We start from the raw sequence: 26,007 nt of genomic DNA, 5'->3' as shown, positions 1-26,007 counted from the left end.
GTGTGAAACAGGCCCGAAAGGCCGTTAGACGGGCACCTTTGCGGTATCTGTTGGCACCGAGTCCCTTTCGGAACTCTCTTCGGGAGCCGATAGCGACCACACGGTCAGGTAGGCCAGCCCGAAGAACGCGGCGACTGCCACGGCCACACCGGTGTGGGCCACAAACGCGAACGGCGCGCTGACCCATTCCAGGGTGCTCGCGGCGACGGCACCGGGACGGTGAGTCAAGTCCCAGGAGTTCCAGCGCTGGAAGCGGCCGATCACCACTCCGACGGCGCACAGCCCGACCGAGACGACGACGACTATCCACCCGGTGACAATGCCGAAATCACGCTGAATTCGCCGGTGCACCAATCGCAGTGAGACCACGCCGAGGATGATCCCGGTCCAGGCCGCGACGCCGTACTGCAGCACATGACGCCAGAACGCGATGCCGTCGATGAGGTGCACGAGATCGGTGACCAGATACGGGGCGTTGGGCAAGAACGCGAGCCATACCACCCCAATCGGTATCAGCCAGATCTTGTGCCGGACGGCAGAGAATGCCAGTGCCGCGAAGACGGGCAGCCACGCCAGGAACAGATTCCAGATGAGGAACCGGGTGGGGTAGAACAGGGGAGCCGCCGGATCGGTGACCCCGAGCAGGAAGGTCAACAGGCTGGTTGCGACCAGTGAGAGAACCAGCACGGCACGTCGGGCTTCGGTCATACGTCAAGTTTGCCCGAAGATCGACTGAAGTGGTCAGCCCGCGACGGCGCGGATGAATCCGACCGCCGCATCCTCCAGTTGCTTCAGTCCAGGATCCTCCAGCGGATAGTGCCCGGCCTGTTCTAGCGGCACCACGGTCACCGGAACCTTGGTGATGGGGTCCAGTACCGGCCGACTGAATTCGTAAGGGGTCCATCGGTCTTCGTCGGGCTGGGTGAGGATGATGGGGCAGACATCGAAATCGGCGGGCTCGATGGCGGGTGCGTAGCTCATGTACTCGGCCAGGAACTTCACGCTGACCCAGTTGGCGGCGGACGTGCGGTCCTTCATGAAGACCTTCATCGCTGCCCGGCTGTTGGCCAGTGTGCTCATCTTCGCGGCCAGCCACATGGGGTAGCGCACCCGCCGGGCCGGTGTCTTGGCGGCGAGCCGTAGAAAAGGCACCCCGACGCGTGCGGTGAGCAGGTCGTGGGCGGTGCCGTCGGCCACCTCACGCACTCGCTGATCCAGGAACGTCATGCCGATGATTCCGCGTACCGTGTCGCGCGGCGCCTTGGCCGCGACGTGGTAGGCGAGCATCCCTCCGGCGCTCAGCCCGTACAGCACGATGGGACGCACGTCGCGGCGGCGTTCGTATTCCAGATAGTCGACAACCAGGTCCACCCAGTCGCCGTATCCCGGTACCGAACCCGGTGCCACATCAGTGAGCCCATAGCCGAGGTTGTCGATCGCGATGGTCTCGAAGCCCCTGCCTGCCAAAGGCGCACCGAGGATCAGTGACATCTGACGGCCGTTGGTACCGACGCCGTGCAGCAGCACCACCTTCACCGGTGCCGCGGGATTGGGGTACCGGTCCAGGTGTACCTGGTTGCCGCGCCAGTCCCAGAACTCCTCGTGCGGTGCCGTCGACTCGTCGAGGCGCAGCCGCTCGGGAAGGAGCATCTGGAGGTCTTTCCACGCGTGCTGGTCACGGTAGTAACGAGGCATTCGACAACCTTAGGCTGGGTCTGATCACGGCGGTACCCCGGAATGCGGGAAGCCCTGCTTCCAGCGCCTCCCGACCCGACGGCAATGCGAGGACCTGATTTTCTGAGGAGCGAATCCGTGCGGGCGCCGACGGATACGATCTTGCGTGTGCTTGCCGCGCTATCCCGCGTGATCATCAGAGCGCCCAAGCGGGTGCTACTCGGCGTTGTCTTGTTGACCGTGCTCGCCGCGGGGTTCGGCGCCAACGTTGCCGAACATCTCGGTACCGCCGGCTTCCAAGACCCGCATTCTTCCTCCGCGCGCGGAATGAAGCTGCTCACCGAAAAGTTCGGTCAAGGCGATATGGACCTGATGCTCGTGGTCCGTGTCCCCGGCGATGTCCGGGACCCGGCGGTCGCGGCGGCGGGCGCGAACCTGGTGCGCACCGTGCGGGATTCCCCGCATATCGCCGCGGTCTTATCTCCCTGGGACACCTCGCCGCAGGCCGAGAGCTTGATCAGTGGGGACGGAAAGACGGCGTTGGTAGTCGCGCAGGTCCTTGGCGGGGAGAACAGCGCGCCGAAGTATGGAAATGCGGTGGCCCAGGAAGTTGTCGGTGAGCACGACGGTCTCACGGTGTTGGCCGGCGGCACGGCGATGGTGGCCTCGGAGATCAACGAGCAGTCGGAGAAGGACCTGGTCACGGCCGAGGCCATTGCCCTGCCATTGTCGTTCCTCGCACTCATCTGGGTGTTCGGTGGTCTGTTTGCCGCGCTGCTGCCGCTCGTCGTGGGTGTCATGGCAATCCTGAGCACCTTTGGATTGCTCAGGGGGATAACAATTTTCGCCGATGTATCCGTCTTTGCGCTCGAACTCACCACGGCCATGGGCTTGGCCCTTGCGATCGACTACACGTTGCTGCTCGTGAGTCGGTATCGAGAGGAACACATCCGGCTCGGGGATCGCGACGAAGCCTTACGCAACGCGGTGGCCACGGCCGGGCGCACGATCCTGTTTTCGGCCTGCACGGTTTTCCTCGCGGTGGGTGCGTTGGCGGTCTTCCCGATGTACTTCCTGCGGTCGATGGCGTATGCGGGCTGCGGTGTGGTTGCCCTTGCGGGCCTCTACGCTGTCGTCGTGGCGCCGACGTTGATCAAGCTCCTCGGTGACCGAATTGAATCGCTGAATATACGTAAACTTTTGCGGCACAAGGTAGAAACCAGGGAAGTCAAGCAAAGCTTCCTGTATTCGACTGCCTCTTTCGCGATGCGTCATGCGATTCCGTGCGCCCTGGTGGTCGTGGTGGTGCTGCTTGTTCTCGGGGCGCCGTTCGTTCGCGCGCGCTTCGGGCTACCCGACGATCGGGTGCTTCCGACGAGCGCGCAGTCGCGACAGGTCGGTGATCTACTGCGCACGGAGTTCCCTGGCAACGAGGCGATGGCCACGTCGGTTGTGATCCCGGACGCGCGGACCCTTGCCGCTGACGACATCGCCAGTTATGCCGCTGAGCTATCGAAAGTCTCTGGTGTCGTGGCGGTCTCGGCTCCCGGTGGCTCCTACGTCCAGGGGCGTGCCGCCGGTCCGCCGCAGTCCCCGACTGGGGTCAAGGACGACAGCGTATGGCTTTCGGTGGTGATCGAAGATCCGTCGTCCGACTCGAAGTCCCGACAAGAACTCGACCGGCTGAGGGCGGTTCCCGTACCGCGTGGTGCCGAGGCCCTGTTCACGGGTCCTCAACAGCTCAACCAGGATTCGGTGGACGAGATTGTCCGTCTCTTGCCGGTGGTGCTGATCCTCGTTGCGGCAACGACTTTCCTACTGATCTTCCTGCTCACCGGCAGTCTGCTGCTTCCGCTGAAGGCTCTGGTGCTCAATACGTTGTCGTTGTCGGCCACGCTTGGCGCGTTGGTGTGGGTGTTCCAGGAGGGGCATCTTGGGGGACTCGGAACCACGGCGACCGGCACGCTGGTAGCGGATGTGTTGGTGTTCTTGTTTGCGACAGCATTCGGTTTGTCCATGGACTACGAGGTGTTCCTGTTGTCTCGGATCCGCGAACACTGGCTCGCGTCGCCGCAGCGCACTGAGGACAACGCCGAGGCAGTAGCTCTCGGCATAGCGGGTGCTGGGCGGGTGATCACTGCGGCCGCCACCCTGATGGTGATCGTCTTCGTGGGGCTCAGTAGCGGTCAAGTGTCCTTCATGCGAATGATTGGAGTGGGCCTGGCGGTTGCGGTTGTCGTAGACGCGACGCTCGTCCGCATGGTGTTGGTGCCGGCAGTCATGAAGTTGGCAGGCAGGTGGAATTGGTGGGCTCCCGCGTCGCTGGTGAAACTCCATGCCAAGGTGGGCCTTAGAGAGGGTTGAGAACCGGCTCTATTCGGCGGTGAGGCTGATCTCGCCGCGGAGTTCGTGGTCAAGTAGGAACGCACCGGACTCGCGCATCGTCGGCGGGTGGAACGAGTAGGCCGAGATACACGAGGCGAGGTAGGCGATCTCGGGATCGGTGGCGAAGGCGACACCGCCCATCCTCGAGACGATGCGGGCCACACTCGGCTGAAGCTGGTCGCGCAGACCCAGGCGGATCCACAACAGGTCAGCGAACAACGCGTCGCTACGGTCTCCGGCGTCGTAGCGTTCACCGACCATGCGTAGCGCGCGCCAGACTCCTTCGATCGGCGAGAACAGCTCGACGAAATCAGCCTCGGTGAAGTCGCTGCGGTCGGCGAGTTTGAGCGCAAGGCGCGTCGCGGCCCCGACATAGCCCGCGGTGATGATGAGACCGAATAGGACGTAGCCCGACTTCTCGCTGCGGCCGTCCGGATCTTCCACATCGCTGACCATCATCAGTTCGTCGGGGACGAAGACGTCCTCGAAGATCACCGCGTGAGTTTGTGCTGCCGACAGCGGCGAACTCGTCCACAGCGGTGCGACGCTGAGGCCGGGGCTGCCGTTCCAAATGAGCGTGATCGCCCGCTGCCCGGTGTCATTGAGAAGCACGCTTGCCATGATGCAATCCATGCTGTCGGCGAGGCTGCACGGCTTCTTCTGTCCGGTGACGGTGTAGCCGCCGTCGGCCGGTGCGGCTTCCATTGTCGGACGGAACACGCTGCCCGCGATGGTGCCTTCTGAGAAACCTGAGGCGAACACGGTCCGGTTCTCGATCAGCGACTTGATCAGACCCACGGTCGCCTCGTCGGTTGTCGTGGCGAAGTCGGCCAGGCCCGCGACGGAGAGATAGTGCATGGTGGTCGCGGCGGCGAGCGACGGGCTCAGGTAACCGATACCGCGTTGCAGCTCAAGTGTTTCCACGCAGGTTGCACCCAGCCCGCCGAGGTCCTTGGGTGCGGTCAACCGAGGTCCGTCGTGTGTCTTCCAGATCTCGACGACGTTCGTTCCCGGTTCTTCGGCGGTTATGAGACCGAGCGACTCCAGCTTGTCCGCCAGTTCCGGGAGATGCCTGCGGACGGCGGTGACATGAGACAGTCGCGATTCGAGTGCGGTGCGGTCCATGCTGACATCCTCTTGGTCGATGGTGTGTGTGAATTACTTTGTAGGCGAGCGAGATACAGAGATGTACCGGTTCAGTGCCTCGGTGGAGGTCATGGTAGGTCGCCAGTCTGTGGTCGATTGCAATAAGCGGCAGTCGAGTAACGGGTCGCCCAGCGTCACCCAGTGACCGGAGAACGGAGCAAGACGCAACCGGAACATCAGGTCCGCGCCAATCTTCAAGAGAGGCAATGGACCAGAGATCAGCCGCGCCCCGCTCATGGAACAGATCTCTGTGACACTTGTGTGGTCTGTCGGGGCGACGTTGTATATGCCCGTCAATCCGTGTTTGAGGATGGTGGCGTAGGCGTCCACTAGATCGGTATCCCAAAGGAATTGGTAGAAGGAGCGTGCCGGCTCCGGGTAGAGCACCAGGTTGGCGAGGAGTGCCTTGAGGCCCGAGTTGGCGAAGTGCTCGCCCACTATGTACGAGGGCCGCACGACGGCCAGCTTTGTGTCTCCCTCGCCTGCGTTCGTCCAGTGCCAGTTCGCCAGGTTCTCCATGAGTGCTTTGTGAAAAAAGTAGTAGTGCTCGGGGTCGCTGTCCCCGGATGGATAGCTCTGCTCTGGGAACTGTGTGCCGGTGCCACAGGCCGTGACGCCCAGCGCATTGGCGCTTGAGGTCAGGATGAGTTGGCCGATGCCTACTCGATTCGCTTGTTCGAGCAGTGTCCGCGTGGCCGTCACATTCACCTGATAGGCCCGGCGCTTGTCCCGAGGCTCTTCGACGCAATACGCGAGGTGGACGAGTGCGTCGTACCCGGCGATCGGATCGAGGTCGATCTGACCGCTCAGGTCCAGAGGCATTTCGTGCAGCTTTGGGTGGTGCAGGCCCGTCGGTCGTCGGCCCAAGGCCATCACCTCGGCGATGTCTTCGTTGCGCAGTGCCCAGGAGAGGATGGCCCTGCCGAAATCTCCCGTCGCGCCGGTGATGGCGAGGCGGAAGTCTGCACTCATGCAGCAGCCAAAGCCCACGAGAGTTCTTTGGTAAGAACCTCTGCGCACCAGATGACTTCTTCTTCGCTCAGCTCCGAGGTCATGCACACGCGCAGAATCGGTTTGCCAAGTGGCACTGCTGGATAGATGGCTGGGGTGACGAAGACTCCCGCGTCCCTCAGCTTGTTCCAACTCAGTGCGGTCCGCAGCTCGTCGAATAATCGGATGGGAATGATGGGCGACCAGTCGGGACTGAGTTCGTCTGGGCGGTGCAAGACGACATTGAGGGGTTCGAGCGACCGACGCATGAGCCGGGCGTTGCGTTCGAGCCTTTCCCGACGTTCCCTGCCCTCTTCCCCGCGGATGACCTCGATCGCCGCGGTCGCGGCTGCCATGGACGCCGGCGTGCCGGAGGTGCTGAACCAGAAGGATCGCGCGCTGAGCCGGATCTCATCGACAATGTCCTGCGAGCTCGCGATAAATCCGCCCAGCCCGCCGATGGCCTTCGATAACGAACCCATCAGGATGTCTACGTCTTGTGCGACGCCGTTGCGTTCCGCCAGGCCCGCCCCCGTGGGGCCGAATACGCCGATTCCGTGCGCCTCGTCGACCATGAGCAGAGCACCGGCCTCCTTGCAGACCGCAACGATCTGTTCCAGCGGGGCGGTGGAGCCCTCCATGGAGTACAGCGAGTCGACAAGCACCAGTTTGCGCCGGAATGGTGTCTCGGCGTGACTGTGCAGGGCGGCAGCCAGAGATGCGACGTCGTTGTGGGCGAATTTGGCCTCTACCGCCTGGCTGAGCCGCACTCCGTCACGGATCGAAGCGTGGGCGTAGGAATCCACAACGGCGAGGCAATCGGGGCCGAGAAGTCCTTGAATCGCACCGACATTGGTTTGATAGCCGGTGGTGAACACCACCGCGTCCTCGCGGCCGAGCCACATCGCGAGCTGCTGTTCGAGAGCGACATGCACGGGATAGGTGCCGTTGAGCAGTCGGCTGCCGGTGGTCCCGGTGCCCAAATTCTGTGTCGCGGTGACAGCTGCGCCGATCACGCTGGGGTGACTCGAGAGACCGATGTAGGAGTTCGAGCCCAGGAGCACACACTCGTGGCCTCGGACGTCGACCCTCGGCGGGACGCCGGGGTCAATCTGCTGAAAGAACGGAAGCTGTCCGGTGGATGCGAAATGGCGCACCATGGCTATCCGTTGCCCAACGTCCTTCGCGATGTCGCCGGTTTCGGCATACTCCGTCGCGCTTTCGCCCTGAACCATCTACATCCAATCCTGGCTTGTAGCCATGCACGCTCGGCGCCGTTGCAGGCACACCTCTACTAACGATTCGTAGCTGTGCGCGGTTCAGATGGATGAGCCAAAGAATCTGTACGGGTCAATCAGTGAGGGCTCAGACCCATAGCTCCTGGCATCTCGACATGCACGAAGCCCCCGTCTCCGAGGGGAAACGGGGGCTTCGGCTGAGTGGATCAGAAGGCGGCTTCGTCGAGCTCCATGATGTCGTTGTCGACGTTCTCCAGGATGGCCCGGGTCGAGGTCAGCTGCGGCAGCATGTTCTTGGCGAAGAACGAGGCAACCGCGATCTTGCCCTCGTAGAAGGACTTCTCGGCACCGGTGGCGCCGGCATCCAGAGCCTCGATGGCCACGGCGGCCTGACGCTGCAGCAGCCAGCCGATCAGCAGGTCGCCGACGCTCATCAGGAAGCGCACGGAGGCCGTGCCGACCTTGTAGACCTGGGTGATCTCCTGCTGGGCGGCCATCAGGTTGGCGGTCATGGTCGCTGCCATGCCCTGCACGTCCTCCAAAGCCGTTGCGAGCAGCGCACGCTCGGCCTTCAGGCGGCCGTTGCCGGTCTCGCTCTTGACGAATTCTTCGATCTGACCGGAGATGAAGGCCAGCGACTTGCCCTGGTCCTTGACGATCTTGCGGAAGAAGAAGTCCTGGGCCTGGATCGCCGTGGTGCCCTCGTAGAGCGAGTCGATCTTGGCGTCACGGATGTACTGCTCGATCGGGTAGTCCTGCAGGAAGCCGGATCCACCGAAGGTCTGCAGGCTCTCGGTGAGCTTCTCGTAGGCACGCTCGGAGCCCACACCCTTGATGATCGGCAGCAGCAGATCGTTGAGCCGTACCGCTTCCTCGGCCTCGACACCGTTGATGGCCTTGGCGGCCACGGCGTCCTGGAAGGTGGTGGCATAGAGGTACAGCGCGCGCAGGCCCTCGGCGTAAGCCTTCTGGGTCAGCAGCGAGCGACGCACATCTGGGTGGTGCGTGATGGTGACGCGGGGAGCGGTCTTGTCGGTCAGCTGCGTCATGTCCGCACCCTGTACGCGGGTCTTGGCGTACTCGAGGGCGTTCAGGTAACCGGTCGACAGGGTCGCGATGGCCTTGGTGCCCACCATCATGCGGGCCTGCTCGATGACGTCGAACATCTGCGCGATGCCGTTGTGCACCTCGCCGACCAGCCAGCCCTTGGCGGGTACGCCGTGCTGGCCCAGGCTCAGCTCACAGGTGGCCGAAACCTTCAGGCCCATCTTGTGCTCGACGTTGGTGACGAAGACGCCGTTGCGCTCGCCCGGCTCGCCGGTCTCGAAGTCGGGGACGAACTTGGGCACGAAGAACAGGGACAGACCCTTGGTGCCGGGGCCGGCGCCTTCGGGGCGAGCCAGCACCAGATGCATGATGTTCTCGAACATGTCATCGGAGTCGGCCGAGGTGATGAAGCGCTTCACACCGTCGATGTGCCAGGAACCGTCCTCCTGCTTGACGGCCTTGGTGCGTCCGGCGCCCACGTCCGAACCGGCGTCGGGCTCGGTGAGCACCATGGTGGCGCCCCAGCCGCGCTCGGCGACGAATTCGGCCCACTTCTTCTGCTCGTCGGTGGCGACGTTGTAGAAGATCTGCGCGAAACCGGCACCGCCGCTGTACATCCAGACTGCGGGGTTGGCGCCGAGGATCATCTCCTGAATGGCCCACATCAGCGAGCGCGGAACCGGGCTGCCGCCGAGTTCCTCGATCAGACCGAGGCGATCCCAACCTGCGTCGGTGACTGCCTTGACGGACTTCTTGAAAGCCTCGGGGATGGCCACCGAGTGGGTCTCCGGGTCGAAGACCGGCGGGTTGCGGTCGCCCTCGGCGAACGAATCGGCGAGTGGCCCCTCGGCGAGGGTGCGCATCTCGGAAAGGAACGTGCGAGCGGTCTCTTCGTCCAGCTCGGGGAATTCCTCACCACCGAATACCTGCTGAATGTTGAAGAGCTCGAAGAGGTTGAACTCCAGGTCGCGGACGTTCGACTTGTAGTGGCCCATGTGCGTCATTGCTTTCTCTTGGGTCTGACCGTGGTCTCGTGGGGCTGTTCTGATATTCGGTTGGGTTCTTACTTCCGATTAAGTTACCCACCGGTAACAACTGAACTATACCGCTGAGTAGCGTGTGACAAAAGTCCTGGCCTTGTGGTTGTTGTCACAATTCGATATCGCAGGTCAGGAGGCATTTTTTACGGTTTCGGGGGAGTGATGTCAGACCAGTGGTGTTGGCTTGTGCGTGCCAGCTCACAGCCCTTGAGAGGAACCCCCGTATGCCTGCCATGCCTCCGCCCGTTTCCACCGAGTTGGACGGTCTGATCGAGTACATCGCTGCGCAGCAAGATGCTTTTCGGATTGTGGCCTTCGGGCTGACCGACGATCAGGCCCGTCTTACTCCGACGGCAGGCACGTTGTCGGTTGGTGGACTCATCAAGCACGTCACCAATATGCAGGCGGGCTGGACGGACAAAATTGTGGCCGCGCCCGAGTCGGGGCCTGACCGTCACCGAGCCGAGGACGAATTCACCTTACGTACGGACGAGACGCTCGCCGGAGTACTGGCCGCGTACTCCGCGCAGTGCGAAGCGACACTCGCCGCGATCAAGGACAAGGGGCTGGACACTCCGGTGCCGGTCCCGTCGGCGCCGTGGTTTCCCAAGGACGTCGACGCCTGGAGTGTGCGGTGGGTGGCGTTGCACCTCATCGAGGAGCTGGCCCGGCACGCCGGCCACGCCGACATCATTCGCGAGTTCGTTGATGGCGCAACGATGTACGAGCTGCTGGCGGCCGCAGAGGGTTGGGAACCCACGGATTGGCTCACACCCTGGTCTCCCAAGGACTAGCGGCCGTAGCGCAGGATCTTCATGGCGGTCGCGAAGTTCAGAGCGGTCGCACTGAGAGAGCCTGCCGCGTCGTTTCGGTTCGAAGCACCGCTGGCCAGGATGTACACCAGCAGGCCGCGTACGACATTGAACGACACGTGTTGTCGAATGCTGTTCGCCCCGGACGGAAACATGAAGCACGATTCCGTTGCGGTGAGCTCTTTTTGGCCATTCTGGACCGGTGCCGGCTCATCGAACTCGAACGAGCATCGCCACGTGGTACTCGCGCCGGGGATGGTGTACGCGACCGCGTCGCACCTCTTCAATGTGTCGGAGGCGCCGTCCGGGGAGAGGGCATCGGATGCCGGGACAACCCGGATCAGGATCTCCCTCTCGGGCTTCTTGCGATCGCGCAGATACAGCGTCGACGTCTCGCGGCCTTGAGCGCGCAACGCCCATACCGGATCAATGGTGTTGCAGCCCACTGGAGTTCCACCAATAATGGTGGCCGCACCGGGCGCCACGGCCGGATTGAACTCGCCCGACCTGAATGTCGGCGACGGGTTCTTCTCCCATCCGTCTGGGTAGTCGAACTGACCGGGCAGCAAGGTGTCCAGGATGGTGTTGGGCTGTCCGGCCAGCGATTCGCCCGGCTTCACCACCGCCGCGCTCGCGCCAGACGGGGGAGCGGGTTTACCCCCGCCGCCATGGCGGGGCCAGATCACAACGGCGACCACGGTCGATGCGGCCAGTAAGGCGACGGCGCCGACAATCGCCACAATGCGTCGGTGCTTGAGCAATGTCCGCGCGGGGTCTGTCGGTGCTGCGAGGGTCTGTACGAGAGGAGGCGCCGTAGTCGGTGTGGGCTGCGGTGACACAGTGGATACGGGTTGCGTCACGGTCTGCCGGTGCTGATGCGGATCGGCCAGAATCTGTTGCGCGGCCTGGGCGAACTCCCCGGCGCTTTGGTACCGATCGGCGGGATTCTTGGCCATCGCCTTGGCGATCAATGCGTCCATCGACTCGGGCACAGAGGTGAACTGGGAGATGCGGGGTGGCGGAGCCGAGAGGTGTGCATTGATGACCGCGGGCAGCGAGCCTCCGGAGCCAAACGGTGGCTGGCCCGCGAGCATCCGAAAGAGCGTGCAGCCCAAGGCGTACACATCGGCGTGGCCGTCGACGGCCGCGCCGGACAGCACCTCCGGTGCGGCGTATCCGATCGTGGCGGTCACGTTCCCCGCGGAGGTAACCGTGTTGTCGTCGAGTGCTCGAGTGACGCCGAAGTCTCCCAACATAATTCGCCGATCGCCTTCGGACAGCAAGATGTTGGCCGGCTTCACGTCGCGGTGTACCAGACCGCGGGCATGCAGATAGTCGAGCGCCTTGGCCACCTCGCTGATGATGTGAACGGCGCGGGTCAGCGACATGCGTCCGTTCATCGATTCCGAGTGCGCATCGCTGCCCTGGACGTATTGCATGGCGATCCACAGATCGCCCTCCGGCGTTTCGCCGCGGTTGTGCACCGTGACGATGTTGGGGTGATCCAGAGAGGCGGCCAGCGAGGCCTCGCGCATGAACCGTGCCCGGAATGCGGGGTCGCGGGAGGCCTGGGCGCTGAGGATCTTCAGAGCCTCGGGACGTTGCAGATTCGGATTTGCGGCCAGATACACGGTGCCCATGCCGCCGCGACCGAGGACGCGCTCCACCTGGTATCCGGATACGACCGTTCCCGGCGGTAGGTCTCCAGGTCGCTGGCTATCTGGACCCGACGGCGGCATCTCCGATGACGTCATTTCCCCTGTGCGTCCCTCTCGCCCGGCCGTGTGGTCATCGTACTTGTGATATTTCCTCATGGCGGTCAAGACGGTGGCCCCTGCTAGGCCGGACGGGGGACCATGTGGGCATGGCAGAGCTACCCGTCGTAGACCTTTCCGGCGACCCGGATCGGTTGCGCGCGGTGCTGCGCGAGGTCACCCATGAGGTCGGGTTCTTCTATCTCACCGGCCATGGTGTCTCGCCTCAGCTGGTCGACGAGGTGTTGACGGCCGCACGCAGGCTTTTCGCGCTGCCCGTGGAGGACAAGGACGCCATTGCCATGGTGCGCAGCCCGCATTTTCGTGGGTTCACCCGGCTGGGCGGCGAGCTGACCGGTGGACTGACCGATTGGCGCGAGCAGATCGATGTCGGGCCGGAACGTCGGGCGACTGCGCACGGACGGGATCTCGATTACCTGTGGTTGCAGGGGCCCAACCAATGGCCGCGGGCGGTGCCCGAACTCAGGGTGGCCCTCGGGCGCTGGGATGCGGCCCTGGCTGCAGTGGGGCGAAAACTACTGCGGGAGTGGGCCATTGCTCTCGGATCTGCGGGTGGGGTGTTCGACGAGGCTTTCGGCGCTGAACCTGCGACCCTGATCAAGGTCATCCGGTACCCCGCCAGCGGAACTACCGGCCAGGGCGTGGGTGCGCATCGCGACTCCGGTGTGCTCACCTTGCTGCTGGCCGAACCGGACGCGGGCGGACTGCAGGTCGAGGTGGACGGCACCTGGGTGGAGGCGCCAGGGCGTGCGGGCGCGTTCATCGTGAACATCGGTGAGCTGCTTGAGCGGGCGAGCGGCGGGTATCTGCGTGCGACTCGCCATCGCGTGACGCTGACGGGCACGCCCCGGATCTCGATCGCCTACTTCTTCAATCCCAGGCTTGACGCGCGTATCCCCACGCTGAATCTTCCACCGGAACTTCGGGAGCGGGCTCGAGGTGCGACGTCGGATCCGGACGATCCAATCCATGCGACCTACGGCGCGAACGCCTGGAAGAGCCGGCTGCGGGCGCATCCCGATGTAGCGGCTGCGCACGGACATCTGCACTAGCGATCTTCGGATTCCCCTCCGCGAACCTTTTGTTCTCGAAATACTCGGGTTGTGGCAAACTATTGCCAGATATCGAGGAGGAGGAGCTATGCGGACGATTTGTTCGGTAGTCGCAGGGGTTGGTGTGGTAGCGGTGCTGGTTTCGGCGTTCGCCGCACCCGTTGCTTCGGCGATGCCGGGGGAGGGTCCGGTTGCGGTTCAGTGTCAGGTCTATGCCAACAACAACTTCGGCCCACCTGGGTTTGGCCCGGGAAGCATGCCGGGTATGGGTTTCGGTATGAAGCAGTGGGCCGGCTCTGTGATCGGCCACGGAAGTAACGAGCCGGAAGCGCGGCAGGATGCGGAGCGCCAGATGTGGGGTCCGTACGGCATGGCGCCTGAGCTCCGTGACTGCGTACCTGCGGCCTAGCGAGCGAAACAAAGATCTCAGGAGCAAGGCCCGCATAGGCAACCTTCTATAGGAAGCTAGATGCTGCGGGCCTTGAACTCAGGTTCGGTCTTGTCGATGCCTGCCTTGCGTGCGATGGCGAAGTTAGGTCCACGCATGAGCCGCAGTTGCAGGCGCCGCTCCAGGCCAAACGCGCGGCGCGGCACCATCGACCATGCCTTGTCGAACAGGGTCTTGGTGGCCGCCACCGAATCGGGGGAGCGCGACAGAATCTGGTCGATGAGTTCGGCGGCGTCGGCCTCGGGGTCGGCGCTCACCTGGGTCACCAGCCCGATTTCCTTGGCGTAGAAGCCGTCGAACATCTCACCGGTCATGGTCAGCCGTTTGGCGGTGTCGATTCCGATCAATTGACTCAGCGTGACGCTTCCAGACATATCGGGGATCAGGCCCCACTTGGCTTCCAGGATCGAGAACTCGGCGTCGGGTGTGGTGAACCGGAAGTCGGCGGCAAGGGCCAGCTGGAGCCCGCCGCCGTAGCAACGGCCGTGGATGACGGCGATCACCGGGACGCGCAACCGGCGCCAGGCCCAGCACGCCTCCTGGAAACCATTGGTACCCAGCCAGGGGAGCGGAATGAAGTTCGCGACGACGCGCGCCGGGTCCTTCCCGGCGGCTGCGAAATCCAGCCCGGTAGAAAAGCCGTCCCCCTCACCGGACAGCACCACCACCCGGATCGAGGTATCTGAGGCAATATGGCGGGCGGCGGCAGTCAGCCCGTTGAGCATGTCGAGGGTGAGTCCGTTGAGCTTCTCGGGCCGGGACAAGGTGACGCGGGCTACCTCGCCGTCGACGCGTAGGGTCACATGTGACGTCATGAAGCAAGACTAGAGGTGACATCCAGTTATGACGAGCGATACCACTTTGGACGCGGCAACGCTGCGCGAGGCATTCGGGCACTTCCCGACCGGCGTGGTTGCCATTGCCGCCGAGATCGGTGGAACGCGAACCGGATTGGCCGCCAGCACGTTTGTGCCGGTGTCCTTGGATCCGCCGCTCGTGGCGTTCTGTGTTCAGAACTCTTCGACGACGTGGCCCAACCTGCGGGTGGCTCCGCGTCTGGGTATCAGTGTGCTGGGTGAGGCACATGACGATGCTGCCCGCACCCTTGCCGCCAAGACCGGCGATCGGTTCGCGGGCCTGGATACCTCGACCACCGAGAGCGGTGCCGTGTTCATCGGCGGCACCACCGCCTGGATCGAGACCTCCATCCAGTCCGAGGTGCCTGCCGGTGACCACGCAATCGTCATCCTCAACATTCACGGATTGACCGTGCATTCCGCAGTGGCTCCGATCGTGTTCCACCGCAGTAAGTTCCGCAAGCTGATCGGCTAGACGGGCGCCGGGTAGGGACTGCTCCGGTTGGTCCGGGCCCAGTCGCGTTCGGCGTCGGAGTTCATCGGCGGCGGCACCAGTCCGTTGATCATCCAGAGTTCCTCGCTGGTCTCGTCGATGTGGAACTCCCAGTGCAGGTCCGCCCGGTCCAGATGCGGCGCCAGGACGCGGCCGAGGTGCTGGGTGATGCGCTCGCGTCCGGCCTTGTCGGGCAGGGTGCGCGCGATGTGATCCACGACGATCCGTACCGCGTGCGTGGTTGGTTCTCCGCCGACGTAGAAGTCGGACGGTGTGATCTCCTTGAACACCGTGACCACGTAGAACCGTGGGAGCCCCACGGTGACGTACACCTCGGTGATGCTCGCGGCCAGATCGGCTTTTTCCTTGTCGGAAAACATGTTTGGTGTGTGGTAGATGGTCCAGAGGGGCATGTCGATCTTCTCCTGATGGATGCGAGGTCAGTGGCCGGGACGGTAGGCGAGATTCTCGACGGGGCCCGATAGCTGGGACTTGACCTGGGCGGTGAGCTCGTCGGTCAACACCTCGTTATCGCCCTTTTCCAGTGCGTCGATGATGCGTGCCGCGATCACACCGGGCGGTGTCTTCGGAACGTCGAGGGCGGACACCATGTCGGTGTCGATGAATCCCGCGTGTACGCCCAGCACGTGCGTGTGCTGTGGTTCCAGCTCCAGGCGCAGGGTGTTGGTCACCGACCAGATGGCCGCCTTCGACGCACCGTAGGCGCCGGCTCCGCCCAGCCAGGAGAGCACGGAGTGGATGTTGACGATCGCTCCGCCGCCGTTGGCCTTGAGGATCGGCGCGAACGCCCGGATGACTCGCAGCGGGCCGAATACGTTGGTCTGGAACGTGGCGTCCACCCGGTCGAGATCGCCGGTGAGCAGCGAATCGGGATGCAGCACACCGGCGTTGTTGACCACGATCTCGACGTCGGTGAGCTCACGTGCCAGCGCCTGCACCGATGACTCGGAGGCCACCTCGAGCTGTTGGGGAATCACCTGCTCGCGTGGGTCCTCGAATGGTTGGCGGGCGGTGCTGTACACCTTGCGAGCTCCGCGGTTCAGCACCTCGTCGACGATGGCGGCGCCCAGTCCGCGGCGCCCTCCGGTGACCAGTACGACCTTGTTCTCGATCATCCTTATCTCCTAACTAACGATTGCGTTAGTTAGGACGCTAGCGGGACTAGCTGAATAACGCAAGCGTTAGTTACAATGGGCCGGTGACCATGGAGTTCGAGCGGCTGCTGCAGGACCGCTCCCGCTGGAACACCGATGCGTGTTCGATCGGGAAGGCCCTGGATCTGTTGGGCACCAAGACCGCATTCCTGATCGTCCGCGAATGCTTCTACGGCTCAACCCGATTCGACGAGTTTTCGGAGCGCATCGGGGTATCCGCGCCGGCGGTATCGCGTGCACTCAAGCAGTTGGAGGCGGCGGGCGTCATCGAGAAGGTTCCCTACCGCGAACCCGGCCGGCGGGAGCGGGACGGGTACGTGCTGACTCGGATGGGCCAGGACCTGCTGCCGGTGCTGCTGTCCCTGCTCAAGTGGGGGGACGAGTACCTGCAGGATGGGCGTAAGCCGCTGGAATTGATCGACAAGAAAACCGGGCGGGAAATCGATGTGCAGGTGACTTCTCGGCCGGGTCAGCAGCTGAGTGCCGAAGGCATCGAGGTCAGGTGGGCGGGGCGTTAGACCGCTAGGGCAGGTGTCGATGCAGCGCGTCCAGGTGTTCGCCCCAGAAGTGCCGGTATGGGTCGATCCACTGGTCGATCTGGATCAGGCCGTCGGCGCGCAGCGCGTAGATCCGACGTTGTGCATCCGGCCGGGCCTCGACCAGGCCGGCCTCGCGCAGCACGCGAAGATGCCGCGAAACGGTGGGCTGCGTCAGGCCGGGCAGTGTCGCGACGAGTTCTCCGGCGGTCCATTCCCCGCCTGCCAGCGCATCGAGTAGAATCCGGCGGCTTGGCTCCGCGACCGCTTCGAAGACGTCCATGCTTCGAGTATTGCATTTTATCTATATAGACACAATGCTATATAAAGGCTCGCTGTGACCGTGTCCCGGCCGCTGATACGGCCTAGGGACGTTTGGCGAGTTCCTCCTGGTATCCGCGGATGCGATCACGGAGCTCGCGTGCGTCATCGGCGAGATCGGCGCGCAACGAAAGCTCCTTGATGGCAGTGCGGATATCCGCGACGCTCACAATGTCACCCATATTCCGATGCTGCCCGTAATGCCCCAATTGGGCATTGGCAACCAGCCACAAAGTCCTGCGCAACAACTTGGAGCTCAGCGACGCCCGATGATCGCGCGGAGCTTACCGATCTGCCACTTGGCCGCCGGACGCACGAGTGGTGCGGCCAGGCGCAGCGGGAGCCATCCCACCCATTTAGGGGTGCCGCCCACATGCCAGGTGAGTCGGGTGCCGCCGGTGCCGTTATCTGCCACCTCGAAGATCTCTGCGGCTGAATCCAGAACCAGCGGAACAGAACATGCGGTGATGGTCACTCCCAACATGCGGTTGGGCTCGTTGACGACGATCTGTTCGGCCAACACCCCGAAGGTGTTGACGAATGCGCGCTTGGTGCCCACCTCTCGCAATGCCGTGCCGGCGTAGTCCACACCCTTGGAGAACGGGACCCAGCTCATGAACCGCTCGTCGAGCAGGGCCTTGAACACGCGATCGGGAGGGTAGAAGAAGTCGCGCTGGACGGAGAGCGCGAAGGAGGCGTCGGAAGCCAGATACTCATGCAGCTGATCGGCGGCCACGGGGGTGAGGTTGAACCGAGCGGCTGAGATGCCCCCCGCGGCAAGGATTGCCAGCAGGATCAAGCCCACGACGACACCTGCGGCCGCCAGGCAGACAACGGCGATGACGATGACGAGCCAGGTTTCCATGCGCTTCTCCTGTGCAAAACCTGGCTAACGGCGGAACAGCTTGTTGCCCAACCAGACAATCGGGTCGTACTTGCGATCGGCGATCCGCTCCTTCATCGGGATCAGCGCGTTATCGGTGATGTGGATGCCCTCGGGGCATACCTCGGTGCAGCACTTGGTGATGTTGCAGTAGCCCAGGCCCAGTTCTTCCTGTGCCACCTCGCGGCGGTCGGCGACATCGAGTGGGTGCATCTCCAGCTCGGCCACCCGCATCAGATAGCGCGGTCCGGCGAACGCCTTCTTGTTCTCCTCATGGTCGCGCACCGCGTGACAGGTGTTCTGGCAGAGGAAACATTCGATGCACTTGCGGAACTCCTGTGACCGCTCTACGTCTTCCTGCTGCATCCGGTACTCGCCGGGCTTCAAGCCCTTTGGTGGGGTGAATGATTGGACTTCTCTGGCCTTTTGGTAGTTGAACGACACGTCGGTGACCAGGTCGCGAATCACGGGAAAGGCGCGCAGCGGCGTCACGGTGATGGTCTCGGACTCATCGAATGTCGACATCCGGGTCATGCACATGAGTCGCGGACGGCCATTGATCTCGGCCGAGCATGAGCCACACTTGCCGGCCTTACAGTTCCAGCGCACTGCCAGGTCCGAGGCCTGAGTGGCCTGGATGCGATGGATGATGTCGAGCACGACCTCGCCCTCACTCACCGGGACGGTGAAGTCGATGAGCTCACCGCCGTCGTCATCGCCGCGCCAGACCTGGAGGTGTGCGTCGTAGCTCACGTCAGGATGTCCTTCCCGAATGGTCTGCCAGTTCTTCCGGTGTGAAGTATTTTTCGAGCTCGCCGATCTCGAACAGCTCCAAAAGATCTGGGCGCAATGGGGTCTGTGACTCGGGGATGACGAGCACATCGGGAACCGCCGGATCTCCGCCGGTGGTGCTGCATACCAGGAGCGTCTTGCGCCAGGTGGCATCCATGTTCGGGTGGTCGTCACGGGTGTGCCCGCCGCGGCTCTCGGTGCGCAGCAGCGCAGCCTTGGCCACGCATTCACTGACGAGCAGCATGTTGCGCATGTCAATCGCCAGGTGCCAGCCCGGATTGAACTGCCGGTGCCCTTCAACCGCAACGTGTTTGAACCGCTCCTTGAGCTCATTCAGCTTGACCAGAGCCTGTTCGACCTCTTCTTCCTTGCGGATGATGCCGACCAGGTCGTTCATCGCCTGCTGCAGATCGGTATGCAGTGTGTAGGGATTTTCGGCACCCTCGGCCGCGGGGTCTCCGAAGGGTGCCAAGGCGAGCACGGCAGCCTTGTCGACATCGGCCTCGGAGATCTGTGGACGAGACGTGAGGCCCTTGACGTACTCGGCGGCACCCAGGCCGGCGCGTCGCCCGAATACGAGCAGATCTGATAGAGAGTTGCCGCCCAGTCGATTTGAGCCATGCATGCCGCCGGAGCATTCGCCCGCGGCGAAGAGACCCGGCACCGTCGCGGCGCCGGAATCGGGATCGACCTCGATGCCGCCCATCACGTAGTGGCAGGTCGGCCCGACTTCCATGTCGTCCTTGGTGATGTCCACCTCGGCCAGTTCCTTGAACTGGTGGTACATCGACGGCAGCCGCCTCTTGATCTCCTCGGTGGGGATGCGTGAAGCGATGTCCAGGTACACGCCGCCGTGCGGGGTGCCGCGGCCGGCCTTGACTTCGGAGTTGATGGCCCGGGCGACCTCGTCACGGGGAAGCAGGTCGGGAGTTCGCCGTGCCGAGTCGTTGTCCTTGAGCCACTGGTCGGCTTCTTCCTCGGTCTCGGCGTATTGACCCTTGAACACCGCGGGGATGTAGTCGAACATGAATCGCTTGCCCTCGGAGTTCTTGAGCACCCCGCCGTCGCCGCGCACGCCCTCGGTGACCAGGATGCCCTTGACCGAGGGCGGCCAGACCATTCCGGTCGGATGAAACTGAATGAACTCCATGTTGATCAGCGTGCCGCCGGCGCGCAGCGCCAGAGCGTGCCCGTCACCGGTGTACTCCCAGGAGTTCGACGACACCTTGAACGACTTGCCAATGCCGCCCGTGGCCAAAACCACTGCGGGAGCCTCGAAGAGGATGAACCGCCCCGATTCGCGCCAGTACCCGAACCCACCGGCGATCCGGTCCCCGTCCAGGAGCAGGTCGGTGATGGTGCACTCGGCGAAGATCTTGATACGTGCCTCGTAATCACCGGTTTCGGCAAAGTCTTCCTGCTGCAGCGAGACGATCTTCTGCTGCATGGTGCGGATGATCTCCAGACCGGTGCGGTCACCGACGTGCGCCAGCCGCGGATAGGTGTGGCCGCCGAAGTTGCGCTGGCTGATCCGGCCATCCTTGGTGCGATCGAACAACGCGCCATAGGTTTCCAGTTCCCAGACCCGGTCCGGGGCCTCCTTGGCGTGCAACTCGGCCATCCGCCAGTTGTTCAGGAACTTGCCGCCGCGCATGGTGTCACCGAAGTGCACCTGCCAGCTGTCCTTGTCGTTGGCATTGCCCATCGAGGCGGCGCAACCGCCTTCGGCCATCACGGTGTGTGCCTTGCCGAACAGGGACTTACAGACGACCGCGACCTTGAAACCCTGTTCCCGTGCCTCGATGACGGCGCGCAGTCCGGCGCCACCGGCACCGATCACGACCACGTCGTATTGGTGCCGTTCGAGTTCAGCCATTAATTAACCCCAGTTTGTTTGCGAGTATGAATATGAATGTGATTGCTAACCAACGAATCTCAGGTCAGGAATGGTGCCGCTGGCGACGAGCATGACGTATAGGTCGGTGAGGATCAGTGTGCCCAGCGTGATCCAGGCGAACAGCATGTGCCGGGTGTTGAGCTTGCTGACCTGTGTCCAGATCCAATATCGGACAGGGTGTTTGGAGAAGTGCTTGAGCCGCCCGCCGGTGACGTGCCGGCAGGAGTGGCAGGACAGCGTGTACACCCACAGCAGAACCACGTTGGTCACCAAGATCACGTTGCCCAGGCCGAATCCGAAACCGCCGGTCTTTTCCGAATGGAAGGCGACGATGGCGTCGTAGGTGTTGACGATCGAGATGATCGCCGCGGCGTAAAAGAAGTACCGGTGAATGTTCTGCATGATCAGCGGCAGCTTGGTCTCGCCGGAATACTTCGCGTGCGGCTCGGCCACCGCGCAGGCGGTCGGCGACTGCCAGACCGAGCGGTAGTAGGCCTTGCGGTAGTAATAGCAGGTCAGCCGGAAGGCGAGCAGGAACGGCAGCGAGATGAAGGCCATGGGGATGAACCACGGCAGATCGCCCACCCAATGCCCGAAATGGCTGGCCCCGGGGGCGCAGGCAGTGCTGACGCATGGTGAATAGAACGGCGTCAGATAGTGATACTGCGGCACCCAGTACGCGCTGCCCCAGAAAGCGCGCACGGTGGCGTAGATGACGAATGTCGCCAGCCCGAGGTTGGTGAGTAATGGTGCGAGCCACCACTTGTCAGTGCGTAGCGTGCGCTGCTGAATCTGGGCACGCGAAGGCGAGAAGACCCCGGTGGCTTGACTCATCTGTAGCCACCAACTCCTTCGTCGTCGATATCGCCCCAGAACTCCCGGTCGTACTCGGTGTCGGGGATTTGGATCTTCTCGTTGCTCGCGAGCCGGTGCTCATGAGGTGAGAGGTCCAGATCGGCGGCGTCGATATCCAGCCGCTCTACGTCGTTGACGATGCGGCGCACGGCCGGCAGGTCGCCATAACGAGACTGCAGAGAGTGGACACAGCGGCGCAGGCTGCCAAGTGCTTGGTTGAGCTCGGTGAGCTCCGTCTTCGTCGACATCGGACTCCTTGGGCTGAAGGTGTCGTGGATCACAGGCTACGACAACCATCTTGCCAGGACAGCCGAACGGAAAGTGACACAAGTCACTGATGTCGTCAGTTAATTCACGATCACCGAGCGGTTTCGGCGATTGCTGTGCCCAGCTGCTCGGTGGTGTCGCTACCTCCGAGATCGGGCGTACGAACGCGACCTTCCCCCAGTACCTGGTCGACGGCGAGACGAATCTTGTGTGCCGCATCGGGCTCGTTCAGATGGTCGAGAAGCATGGCGCCGGCCAGTATCTGTGCGACGGGGTTGGCGATGCCCTGGCCGGCTATGTCGGGCGCCGAACCGTGCACCGATTCGAACATGGAGATGGCGGTGCGTTCCGGGTTGATGTTTCCGGATGCCGCCAGTCCCAGACCTCCGGTAACCGCCGCCGCCAAGTCCGAGAGGATGTCGCCGAAGAGGTTGGACGCAACGATGACGTCCAGGCTGCCGGGATCGCTGATCATCCGGGCGGCAAGAGCGTCGACATGCATCGACACGGACGGAATCTGTGGGTACTCGGCTGCCACCAGGTTGAAGATGCTGTCCCAGTAAGGCATTGAATGAATGATGCCGTTCGATTTCGTGGCCGAGCAGACGCGGAATCCGGCAGATGCGGCCAGCTCGAATGCGTATCGGATGATGCGTTCGCATCCAATGCGCGTGAAAACCGATTCCTGCAAGGCAAATTCATTGTGGTTGCCGCGGTTGTGAATGCCGCCGATCGGCGAGTATTCACCCTCGGTGTTCTCGCGCACGATGACCATCGAGAGTGCATCGGCAGAAACTCCGGCCAGGGGTGAGGCGATACCGGGCAGCAGACGTACGGGTCGTAGGTTCACGTACTGGTTGAAGGCGCGCCGCAGCGGGATGAGCAGGCCCCGTAGCGAGACGTCGTCGGGCACGCCTGGATACCCCACGGCGCCAAGCAGAATCGCGTCGAATCCGGCCAGCGTCGCCGGTGGCGGCGTCCATGACCTTGACGGCCTCCCTGGTCACATCGACGCCGATCCCGTCACCCGGAATGGTCGCCACGCTCATTCGGGCGCTCATACGGCCGCACCGATGTACTTGGTCTCCAGGAACTCCTCGATTCCCGCGAAGCCCCCTTCACGCCCTATCCCGGATTGTTTGGCGCCCCCGAACGGAGCGGCGGGGGTGGATACGACGGGTCGGTTCAGGCCCACCATGCCGGTCTCCAATTCCTCGGAAACCCGCCATCCCCGTCGGGCATCGTTGGTGTACAGGTATGCCACCAAAACGAATTCGGAGTCATTGGCACGGGCAATTACCTCTTCCTCGGTGTCGAAGCTCGCTATTGCGGCCACCGGGGCAAAGATTTCGGTCCGCATCATGTCGCTGTCATCGGGCACGTCGGTCAGCAGCGAAGGAGGGTAGAAGTATCCGGCACCGTCGGGTATCTCGCCTCCCAATCGCACTGTGGCACCGCGCTTCCGGGCGTCCATGACCAGCCGGTCAGCCTTGGCCACCGCGTCTGGGGCGATCAGCGGACCGACGTCCACCCCGGGTTGGGTGCCGCGTCCCATATGCAGTGCGCCGAGCTTTGCGGTCAGCGCCTCGGTGAACGGACCGGCGATACCGCGCTGCACGTAAATCCTGTTGGCAGCGGTACAGGCCTGGCCGATGTTGCGCATCTTGGCAATCAGCGCGCCCGCGGCGGCCTCTTCGGGGTCGGCGTCGTCGAAGACGATGAACGGCGCGTTGCCGCCCAACTCCATCGAGGTGCGTTTGACGGTAGGTGCGCACTGCGCGAGCAGGTAGCGGCCCACTTCGGTGGATCCGGTGAAGGAGAGCTTGCGCACTCGGGGATCGGCAAGCAGGGGTGCCATGGTCGATCCGGGGTCGGCAGTGGTGATCACCGATACCACCCCGTCGGGAACCCCGGCTTCGCGCAGGATGCCGAGTAGGGCGAGCATCGACAGTGGTGTCTGTTCGGCGGGTTTGACCAGACAGGTGCAGCCCGCAGCCAACGCGGGGCCGATTTTTCGTGTGCCCATGGCCAGCGGGAAGTTCCACGGCGTGATCAGCAGGCAGGGGCCCACCGGGCGGTGCGTCACGATCAACCGCGATCCACCGTCGGGTGCCAGCATCACGCCCCCGTCCTGGCGCACTGCTTCGCCGGCAAACCAACGGAAAAACTCTGCCGCGTAGGTGACCTCGCCACGTGACTCGGCCAGGGGCTTGCCCATTTCCAGGGTCATGAGCAGGGCCAGGTCTTCGGTGCTCTCGATCATCAGTGTGTAGGCGCGCATCAGTATGTCGGCGCGCCGCTGCGGTGAGGTCGAGGCCCAGGAGCGTTGGACGGCAACCGCATTACTCAACGCGGTGAGTGCGGCGTGGCCGTCCATATTGGCGACGTCGGCCAGCGCCTCTTCGGTGGAGGGGTCCACGACGGGGAAGGTAGGACCGTGACGGAGCTGCTGGGAGAGTGCGGCGGCGATCACCGCGCTTTCGGTGGACAGGGGGGTAGACACTGCGCCTGGATGCATGCCACCATGCTAGGGAGATTGTCAACAATCGACAATGGTTCCGAGTGTGTCAGTGGAAGGGATGCCGTGACTGCGTTATCGCCCGTGCTCAAGCAGGCCACCTCGGTGGTGGCGGTGCGAGGCCAGGGTTGCTATCTGTACGACGAAAGCGACCGTGAATACCTGGATTTCACTGCGGGTATCGGTGTTGTGAGTACGGGTCACTGCCATCCGCGTGTGGTCGAGGCCGCGCAACGGCAGGTGGCCACGCTGATTCACGGCCAGTACACCACGGTGATGCATCGACCGTTGCAGAATCTGGTGCGCCGTCTTGGTGATGTGCTGCCCGCCGATCTGGATTCGTTGTTCTTCGCCAACTCGGGCAGTGAGGCCATCGAGGCCTCCGTGCGGTTGGCGCGGCAGGCCACCGGCCGCCCGAATATCGTTGTCTTCCAGGGTGGATTTCACGGACGTACCCTGGCCGCTGCCACCATGACCACCTCGGGCCCACGATTCTCGTCGGGAATCGGCCCCTTGATGGCCGGCGTGTACACGGCTCCTTTCCCGACGGCGTATCGGTATGGCTGGAGCGAGACCGAGGCCACCCGGTTCGCACTGCAGGAGCTGGACTACCTGTTCGCCACCGCGACGGCACCCAATCAGGTGGCGGCGCTGGTCATCGAGCCGGTGTTGGGCGAGGGCGGCTACGTTCCCGCCAACACCGAATTCCTCAACGGCGTCGCCGAACGCGCTCGTCAACACGGCATCCTGTTGGTGGTTGACGAGGTGCAGACCGGATTTGGCCGTACCGGAGAGTATTTCGGCCATCAGCACTTTGGTGTGGCGCCAGATATTCTGGTGATGGCTAAGGGAATCGCCAGCGGGTTCCCCATCTCGGGTATCGCGGCCTCTGCCGAGTTGATGGGGCGTGCCTGGCCCGGTTCGCAGGGCGGTACGTATGGCGCCAATGCCGTCGCCTGTGCGGCTGCGCTTGCGACCCTCGACGTGATCGACGAGGAACGGCTCGTCGAGAACGCTCGGGCGCGGGGCCGGGAACTTCTCGACGGTGCGCGAAAGATTGCTGCCGAGAGAGGGATTGACGGTGACGTGCGTGGTCTCGGATTGATGGTAGGTGCGGAGTTCAGTGCGGACGGCCGACCTGCGGCCCAGCTCGCCGCCCGGGCCCAGGCATTGGCGGCCGAGAAGGGGCTGCTCCTGCTGATGTGCGGTCCGCATATGAATGTGGTGCGGATGATTCCACCATTGGTAGTGACGGCCGATCAGATATCCGATGCCCTGGGCATCTGGAACACCGTGTTGGCGGAGCTGTGATGGATCGCTACATATCCATCACGTTGACCAAGCGGGGCGTCACCTGCCGTGCCCGGCTGCTCGACGCTGAGGCACCGAGAACCTGTGAAACGGTGTGGAATTCACTACCCGTGGTTGGGCAGGCATACCACGCGAAGTATGCGCGCAACGAGGTGTACACCCTGCTGCCGCCACTACTGCACGCACCCGGCCGGGAGAACCCAACCATTACCCCGATCCCCGGGGATGTGTGTTTCTTTGGGTTCGAGCCGTGGGAGATCGGCAACCCTGCCTACGGATACGAGCCGGGATCGGAAGCGCATTCGGCGCAGGGTGCCACCGATCTGGCGATCTTTTATGGCCGGAACAATCTGCTGATCAACGGAGATGCCGGGTGGGTGCCCGGGAATGTCTTCGCGACCATCGAAGAGGGTCTGGCCGATATCGCGGCCGCCTGCCAGGATCTGTGGCTTACCGGAGTTCAGGGCGAGCAGCTGGCCTTCGCACGGGCGTAGT

26 protein-coding genes and 1 pseudogene are annotated in these 26,007 nt (G+C 63.3%); 8 read left to right on the top strand and 19 right to left on the bottom strand.

Features of this window, described 5'->3' with window-relative positions; translation table 11 throughout:
• Positions 1-24: 24 nt before the first annotated feature.
• Together MSTE_RS22730 and MSTE_RS22725 are read right to left on the bottom strand one after the other, a co-directional pair.
• Positions 25-708 (bottom strand): DUF1361 domain-containing protein, encoded by a 684-nt coding sequence (locus tag MSTE_RS22730; RefSeq protein ID WP_096504613.1) that lies wholly within the window; start codon positions 706-708, stop codon positions 25-27.
• Between the two features lie 33 nt (positions 709-741).
• Positions 742-1,695, bottom strand: coding sequence for an alpha/beta hydrolase (locus tag MSTE_RS22725; RefSeq protein WP_096504611.1), 954 nt, complete (start codon positions 1,693-1,695; stop codon positions 742-744).
• A 117-nt stretch (positions 1,696-1,812) separates the two neighbouring features.
• On the opposite strand from MSTE_RS22725, the gene MSTE_RS22720 reads away from it, so the two are divergent.
• Entirely contained in the window at positions 1,813-4,038 is a 2,226-nt protein-coding gene (locus tag MSTE_RS22720; RefSeq protein ID WP_231896943.1) for an MMPL family transporter, read from the top strand.
• Positions 4,039-4,047: 9 nt separating this feature from the next.
• Here MSTE_RS22720 and MSTE_RS22715 read toward each other — a convergent pair whose 3' ends face one another.
• The 4 genes from MSTE_RS22715 to MSTE_RS22700 all read right to left on the bottom strand — a co-directional run bounded on the left by MSTE_RS22715 (position 4,048) and on the right by MSTE_RS22700 (position 9,475).
• Positions 4,048-5,184, bottom strand: a complete 1,137-nt coding sequence (locus tag MSTE_RS22715) for an acyl-CoA dehydrogenase family protein (protein ID WP_096504609.1) — start codon at positions 5,182-5,184, stop codon at positions 4,048-4,050.
• A gap of 33 nt (positions 5,185-5,217) precedes the next feature.
• Complete coding sequence (locus MSTE_RS22710) at positions 5,218-6,177, bottom strand: NAD-dependent epimerase/dehydratase family protein (RefSeq protein ID WP_096504607.1); 960 nt, start codon at positions 6,175-6,177, stop codon at positions 5,218-5,220.
• Positions 6,174-7,430 (bottom strand): aminotransferase class I/II-fold pyridoxal phosphate-dependent enzyme, encoded by a 1,257-nt coding sequence (locus MSTE_RS22705; protein WP_096504605.1) that lies wholly within the window; start codon positions 7,428-7,430, stop codon positions 6,174-6,176. Before MSTE_RS22705 ends, MSTE_RS22710 begins: the two co-directional genes overlap by 4 nt.
• 209 nt (positions 7,431-7,639) lie before the next feature.
• Complete coding sequence (locus tag MSTE_RS22700; protein WP_162291723.1) at positions 7,640-9,475, bottom strand: acyl-CoA dehydrogenase; 1,836 nt, start codon at positions 9,473-9,475, stop codon at positions 7,640-7,642.
• 269 nt (positions 9,476-9,744) lie between these two features.
• Here MSTE_RS22700 and MSTE_RS22695 point away from each other — a divergent pair, with 269 nt between their 5' ends.
• The gene (locus MSTE_RS22695; RefSeq protein WP_096504601.1) at positions 9,745-10,314 is read left to right on the top strand and encodes a DinB family protein; all 570 of its coding nucleotides are present in this window, start codon (positions 9,745-9,747) and stop codon (positions 10,312-10,314) included.
• On the opposite strand, the gene MSTE_RS22690 is transcribed toward MSTE_RS22695, so the two are convergent.
• Positions 10,311-12,086, bottom strand: a complete 1,776-nt coding sequence (locus MSTE_RS22690; RefSeq protein WP_096504599.1) for a serine/threonine-protein kinase — start codon at positions 12,084-12,086, stop codon at positions 10,311-10,313. The genes MSTE_RS22695 and MSTE_RS22690 overlap by 4 nt on opposite strands.
• Before the next feature lie 110 nt (positions 12,087-12,196).
• On the opposite strand from MSTE_RS22690, the gene MSTE_RS22685 reads away from it, so the two are divergent.
• Together MSTE_RS22685 and MSTE_RS22680 are read left to right on the top strand one after the other, a co-directional pair.
• Positions 12,197-13,159, top strand: a complete 963-nt coding sequence (locus MSTE_RS22685; protein ID WP_096504597.1) for an isopenicillin N synthase family dioxygenase — start codon at positions 12,197-12,199, stop codon at positions 13,157-13,159.
• 88 nt (positions 13,160-13,247) lie between these two features.
• Positions 13,248-13,568: a hypothetical protein gene (locus tag MSTE_RS22680; protein WP_096504595.1), complete on the top strand. Its 321-nt coding sequence runs from the start codon at positions 13,248-13,250 to the stop codon at positions 13,566-13,568.
• A 56-nt stretch (positions 13,569-13,624) separates the two neighbouring features.
• Here MSTE_RS22680 and MSTE_RS22675 read toward each other — a convergent pair whose 3' ends face one another.
• A complete protein-coding gene (locus MSTE_RS22675; protein WP_096504593.1) occupies positions 13,625-14,422 on the bottom strand; it encodes a crotonase/enoyl-CoA hydratase family protein in 798 nt (265 codons plus the stop codon).
• Between the two features lie 28 nt (positions 14,423-14,450).
• On the opposite strand from MSTE_RS22675, the gene MSTE_RS22670 reads away from it, so the two are divergent.
• Complete coding sequence (locus MSTE_RS22670) at positions 14,451-14,939, top strand: flavin reductase family protein (RefSeq protein WP_030097287.1); 489 nt, start codon at positions 14,451-14,453, stop codon at positions 14,937-14,939.
• On the opposite strand, the gene MSTE_RS22665 is transcribed toward MSTE_RS22670, so the two are convergent.
• On the bottom strand, positions 14,936-15,370 hold the full coding sequence (locus tag MSTE_RS22665) for a tautomerase family protein (RefSeq protein ID WP_096504591.1): 435 nt from the start codon (positions 15,368-15,370) through the stop codon (positions 14,936-14,938). The genes MSTE_RS22670 and MSTE_RS22665 overlap by 4 nt on opposite strands.
• A gap of 27 nt (positions 15,371-15,397) precedes the next feature.
• Complete coding sequence (locus tag MSTE_RS22660; protein ID WP_096504589.1) at positions 15,398-16,093, bottom strand: SDR family oxidoreductase; 696 nt, start codon at positions 16,091-16,093, stop codon at positions 15,398-15,400.
• Positions 16,094-16,182: 89 nt separating this feature from the next.
• Between MSTE_RS22660 and MSTE_RS22655 the strand changes: the two genes are divergently transcribed.
• On the top strand, positions 16,183-16,650 hold the full coding sequence (locus MSTE_RS22655) for a winged helix-turn-helix transcriptional regulator (protein ID WP_096504587.1): 468 nt from the start codon (positions 16,183-16,185) through the stop codon (positions 16,648-16,650).
• A 4-nt stretch (positions 16,651-16,654) separates the two neighbouring features.
• On the opposite strand, the gene MSTE_RS22650 is transcribed toward MSTE_RS22655, so the two are convergent.
• The 9 genes and pseudogenes from MSTE_RS22650 to MSTE_RS22610 form a co-directional block, all read right to left on the bottom strand.
• A complete protein-coding gene (locus MSTE_RS22650) occupies positions 16,655-16,951 on the bottom strand; it encodes an ArsR/SmtB family transcription factor (protein WP_096504585.1) in 297 nt (98 codons plus the stop codon).
• A gap of 82 nt (positions 16,952-17,033) precedes the next feature.
• Positions 17,034-17,171 (bottom strand): hypothetical protein, encoded by a 138-nt coding sequence (locus MSTE_RS25265; protein WP_096504583.1) that lies wholly within the window; start codon positions 17,169-17,171, stop codon positions 17,034-17,036.
• A gap of 74 nt (positions 17,172-17,245) precedes the next feature.
• Positions 17,246-17,854: an SRPBCC family protein gene (locus MSTE_RS22640; protein ID WP_096504581.1), complete on the bottom strand. Its 609-nt coding sequence runs from the start codon at positions 17,852-17,854 to the stop codon at positions 17,246-17,248.
• Between the two features lie 24 nt (positions 17,855-17,878).
• Positions 17,879-18,625, bottom strand: coding sequence for a succinate dehydrogenase/fumarate reductase iron-sulfur subunit (locus MSTE_RS22635; protein ID WP_096504579.1), 747 nt, complete (start codon positions 18,623-18,625; stop codon positions 17,879-17,881).
• Between the two features lies 1 nt (position 18,626).
• Entirely contained in the window at positions 18,627-20,540 is a 1,914-nt protein-coding gene (locus tag MSTE_RS22630; RefSeq protein WP_096504577.1) for a fumarate reductase/succinate dehydrogenase flavoprotein subunit, read from the bottom strand.
• A gap of 45 nt (positions 20,541-20,585) precedes the next feature.
• Positions 20,586-21,395 carry a hypothetical protein gene (locus MSTE_RS22625; protein WP_096504575.1) on the bottom strand — a complete coding sequence of 270 codons (810 nt, stop codon included), beginning with the start codon at positions 21,393-21,395 and terminating at the stop codon, positions 20,586-20,588.
• Positions 21,392-21,664, bottom strand: a complete 273-nt coding sequence (locus MSTE_RS22620) for a hypothetical protein (RefSeq protein WP_030097278.1) — start codon at positions 21,662-21,664, stop codon at positions 21,392-21,394. The genes MSTE_RS22625 and MSTE_RS22620 overlap by 4 nt, the downstream gene beginning before the upstream one ends.
• A 110-nt stretch (positions 21,665-21,774) precedes the next feature.
• Positions 21,775-22,744, bottom strand: a pseudogene (locus tag MSTE_RS22615) (isocitrate/isopropylmalate dehydrogenase family protein).
• Positions 22,741-24,201 (bottom strand): NAD-dependent succinate-semialdehyde dehydrogenase, encoded by a 1,461-nt coding sequence (locus MSTE_RS22610; protein ID WP_096504573.1) that lies wholly within the window; start codon positions 24,199-24,201, stop codon positions 22,741-22,743. The pseudogene MSTE_RS22615 and the gene MSTE_RS22610 overlap by 4 nt, the downstream one beginning before the upstream one ends.
• A gap of 6 nt (positions 24,202-24,207) precedes the next feature.
• On the opposite strand from MSTE_RS22610, the gene MSTE_RS22605 reads away from it, so the two are divergent.
• Together MSTE_RS22605 and MSTE_RS22600 are read left to right on the top strand one after the other, a co-directional pair.
• Positions 24,208-25,512 (top strand): aspartate aminotransferase family protein, encoded by a 1,305-nt coding sequence (locus tag MSTE_RS22605; RefSeq protein ID WP_408645829.1) that lies wholly within the window; start codon positions 24,208-24,210, stop codon positions 25,510-25,512.
• Complete coding sequence (locus MSTE_RS22600; protein WP_096504571.1) at positions 25,512-26,006, top strand: DUF3830 family protein; 495 nt, start codon at positions 25,512-25,514, stop codon at positions 26,004-26,006. The genes MSTE_RS22605 and MSTE_RS22600 overlap by 1 nt, the downstream gene beginning before the upstream one ends.
• Position 26,007: the final 1 nt, after the last annotated feature.

This window comes from [Mycobacterium] stephanolepidis (assembly GCF_002356335.1).
Taxonomy (GTDB): Bacteria; Actinomycetota; Actinomycetes; order Mycobacteriales; family Mycobacteriaceae; genus Mycobacterium; species Mycobacterium stephanolepidis.
The sequence above is the reverse complement of the archived record's forward strand: the minus strand, read 5'-3'. Positions and strand labels throughout refer to the sequence as shown.

Coding starts and splice junctions, on each gene's coding strand:
- MSTE_RS22730 (WP_096504613.1), bottom strand. CDS start 708: ATGACCGAAGCCCGACGTGCCGTGCTGGTTCTCTCACTGGTCGCAACC.
- MSTE_RS22725 (WP_096504611.1), bottom strand. CDS start 1,695: ATGCCTCGTTACTACCGTGACCAGCACGCGTGGAAAGACCTCCAGATG.
- MSTE_RS22715 (WP_096504609.1), bottom strand. CDS start 5,184: ATGGACCGCACCGCACTCGAATCGCGACTGTCTCATGTCACCGCCGTC.
- MSTE_RS22710 (WP_096504607.1), bottom strand. CDS start 6,177: ATGAGTGCAGACTTCCGCCTCGCCATCACCGGCGCGACGGGAGATTTC.
- MSTE_RS22705 (WP_096504605.1), bottom strand. CDS start 7,430: ATGGTTCAGGGCGAAAGCGCGACGGAGTATGCCGAAACCGGCGACATC.
- MSTE_RS22700 (WP_162291723.1), bottom strand. CDS start 9,475: ATGGGCCACTACAAGTCGAACGTCCGCGACCTGGAGTTCAACCTCTTC.
- MSTE_RS22695 (WP_096504601.1), top strand. CDS start 9,745: ATGCCTGCCATGCCTCCGCCCGTTTCCACCGAGTTGGACGGTCTGATC.
- MSTE_RS22690 (WP_096504599.1), bottom strand. CDS start 12,086: ATGACGTCATCGGAGATGCCGCCGTCGGGTCCAGATAGCCAGCGACCT.
- MSTE_RS22685 (WP_096504597.1), top strand. CDS start 12,197: ATGGCAGAGCTACCCGTCGTAGACCTTTCCGGCGACCCGGATCGGTTG.
- MSTE_RS22680 (WP_096504595.1), top strand. CDS start 13,248: ATGCGGACGATTTGTTCGGTAGTCGCAGGGGTTGGTGTGGTAGCGGTG.
- MSTE_RS22675 (WP_096504593.1), bottom strand. CDS start 14,422: ATGACGTCACATGTGACCCTACGCGTCGACGGCGAGGTAGCCCGCGTC.
- MSTE_RS22670 (WP_030097287.1), top strand. CDS start 14,451: ATGACGAGCGATACCACTTTGGACGCGGCAACGCTGCGCGAGGCATTC.
- MSTE_RS22665 (WP_096504591.1), bottom strand. CDS start 15,370: ATGCCCCTCTGGACCATCTACCACACACCAAACATGTTTTCCGACAAG.
- MSTE_RS22660 (WP_096504589.1), bottom strand. CDS start 16,093: ATGATCGAGAACAAGGTCGTACTGGTCACCGGAGGGCGCCGCGGACTG.
- MSTE_RS22655 (WP_096504587.1), top strand. CDS start 16,183: ATGGAGTTCGAGCGGCTGCTGCAGGACCGCTCCCGCTGGAACACCGAT.
- MSTE_RS22650 (WP_096504585.1), bottom strand. CDS start 16,951: ATGGACGTCTTCGAAGCGGTCGCGGAGCCAAGCCGCCGGATTCTACTC.
- MSTE_RS25265 (WP_096504583.1), bottom strand. CDS start 17,171: ATGGGTGACATTGTGAGCGTCGCGGATATCCGCACTGCCATCAAGGAG.
- MSTE_RS22640 (WP_096504581.1), bottom strand. CDS start 17,854: ATGGAAACCTGGCTCGTCATCGTCATCGCCGTTGTCTGCCTGGCGGCC.
- MSTE_RS22630 (WP_096504577.1), bottom strand. CDS start 20,540: ATGGCTGAACTCGAACGGCACCAATACGACGTGGTCGTGATCGGTGCC.
- MSTE_RS22625 (WP_096504575.1), bottom strand. CDS start 21,395: ATGAGTCAAGCCACCGGGGTCTTCTCGCCTTCGCGTGCCCAGATTCAG.
- MSTE_RS22620 (WP_030097278.1), bottom strand. CDS start 21,664: ATGTCGACGAAGACGGAGCTCACCGAGCTCAACCAAGCACTTGGCAGC.
- MSTE_RS22610 (WP_096504573.1), bottom strand. CDS start 24,201: ATGCATCCAGGCGCAGTGTCTACCCCCCTGTCCACCGAAAGCGCGGTG.
- MSTE_RS22605 (WP_408645829.1), top strand. CDS start 24,208: ATGCTAGGGAGATTGTCAACAATCGACAATGGTTCCGAGTGTGTCAGT.
- MSTE_RS22600 (WP_096504571.1), top strand. CDS start 25,512: ATGGATCGCTACATATCCATCACGTTGACCAAGCGGGGCGTCACCTGC.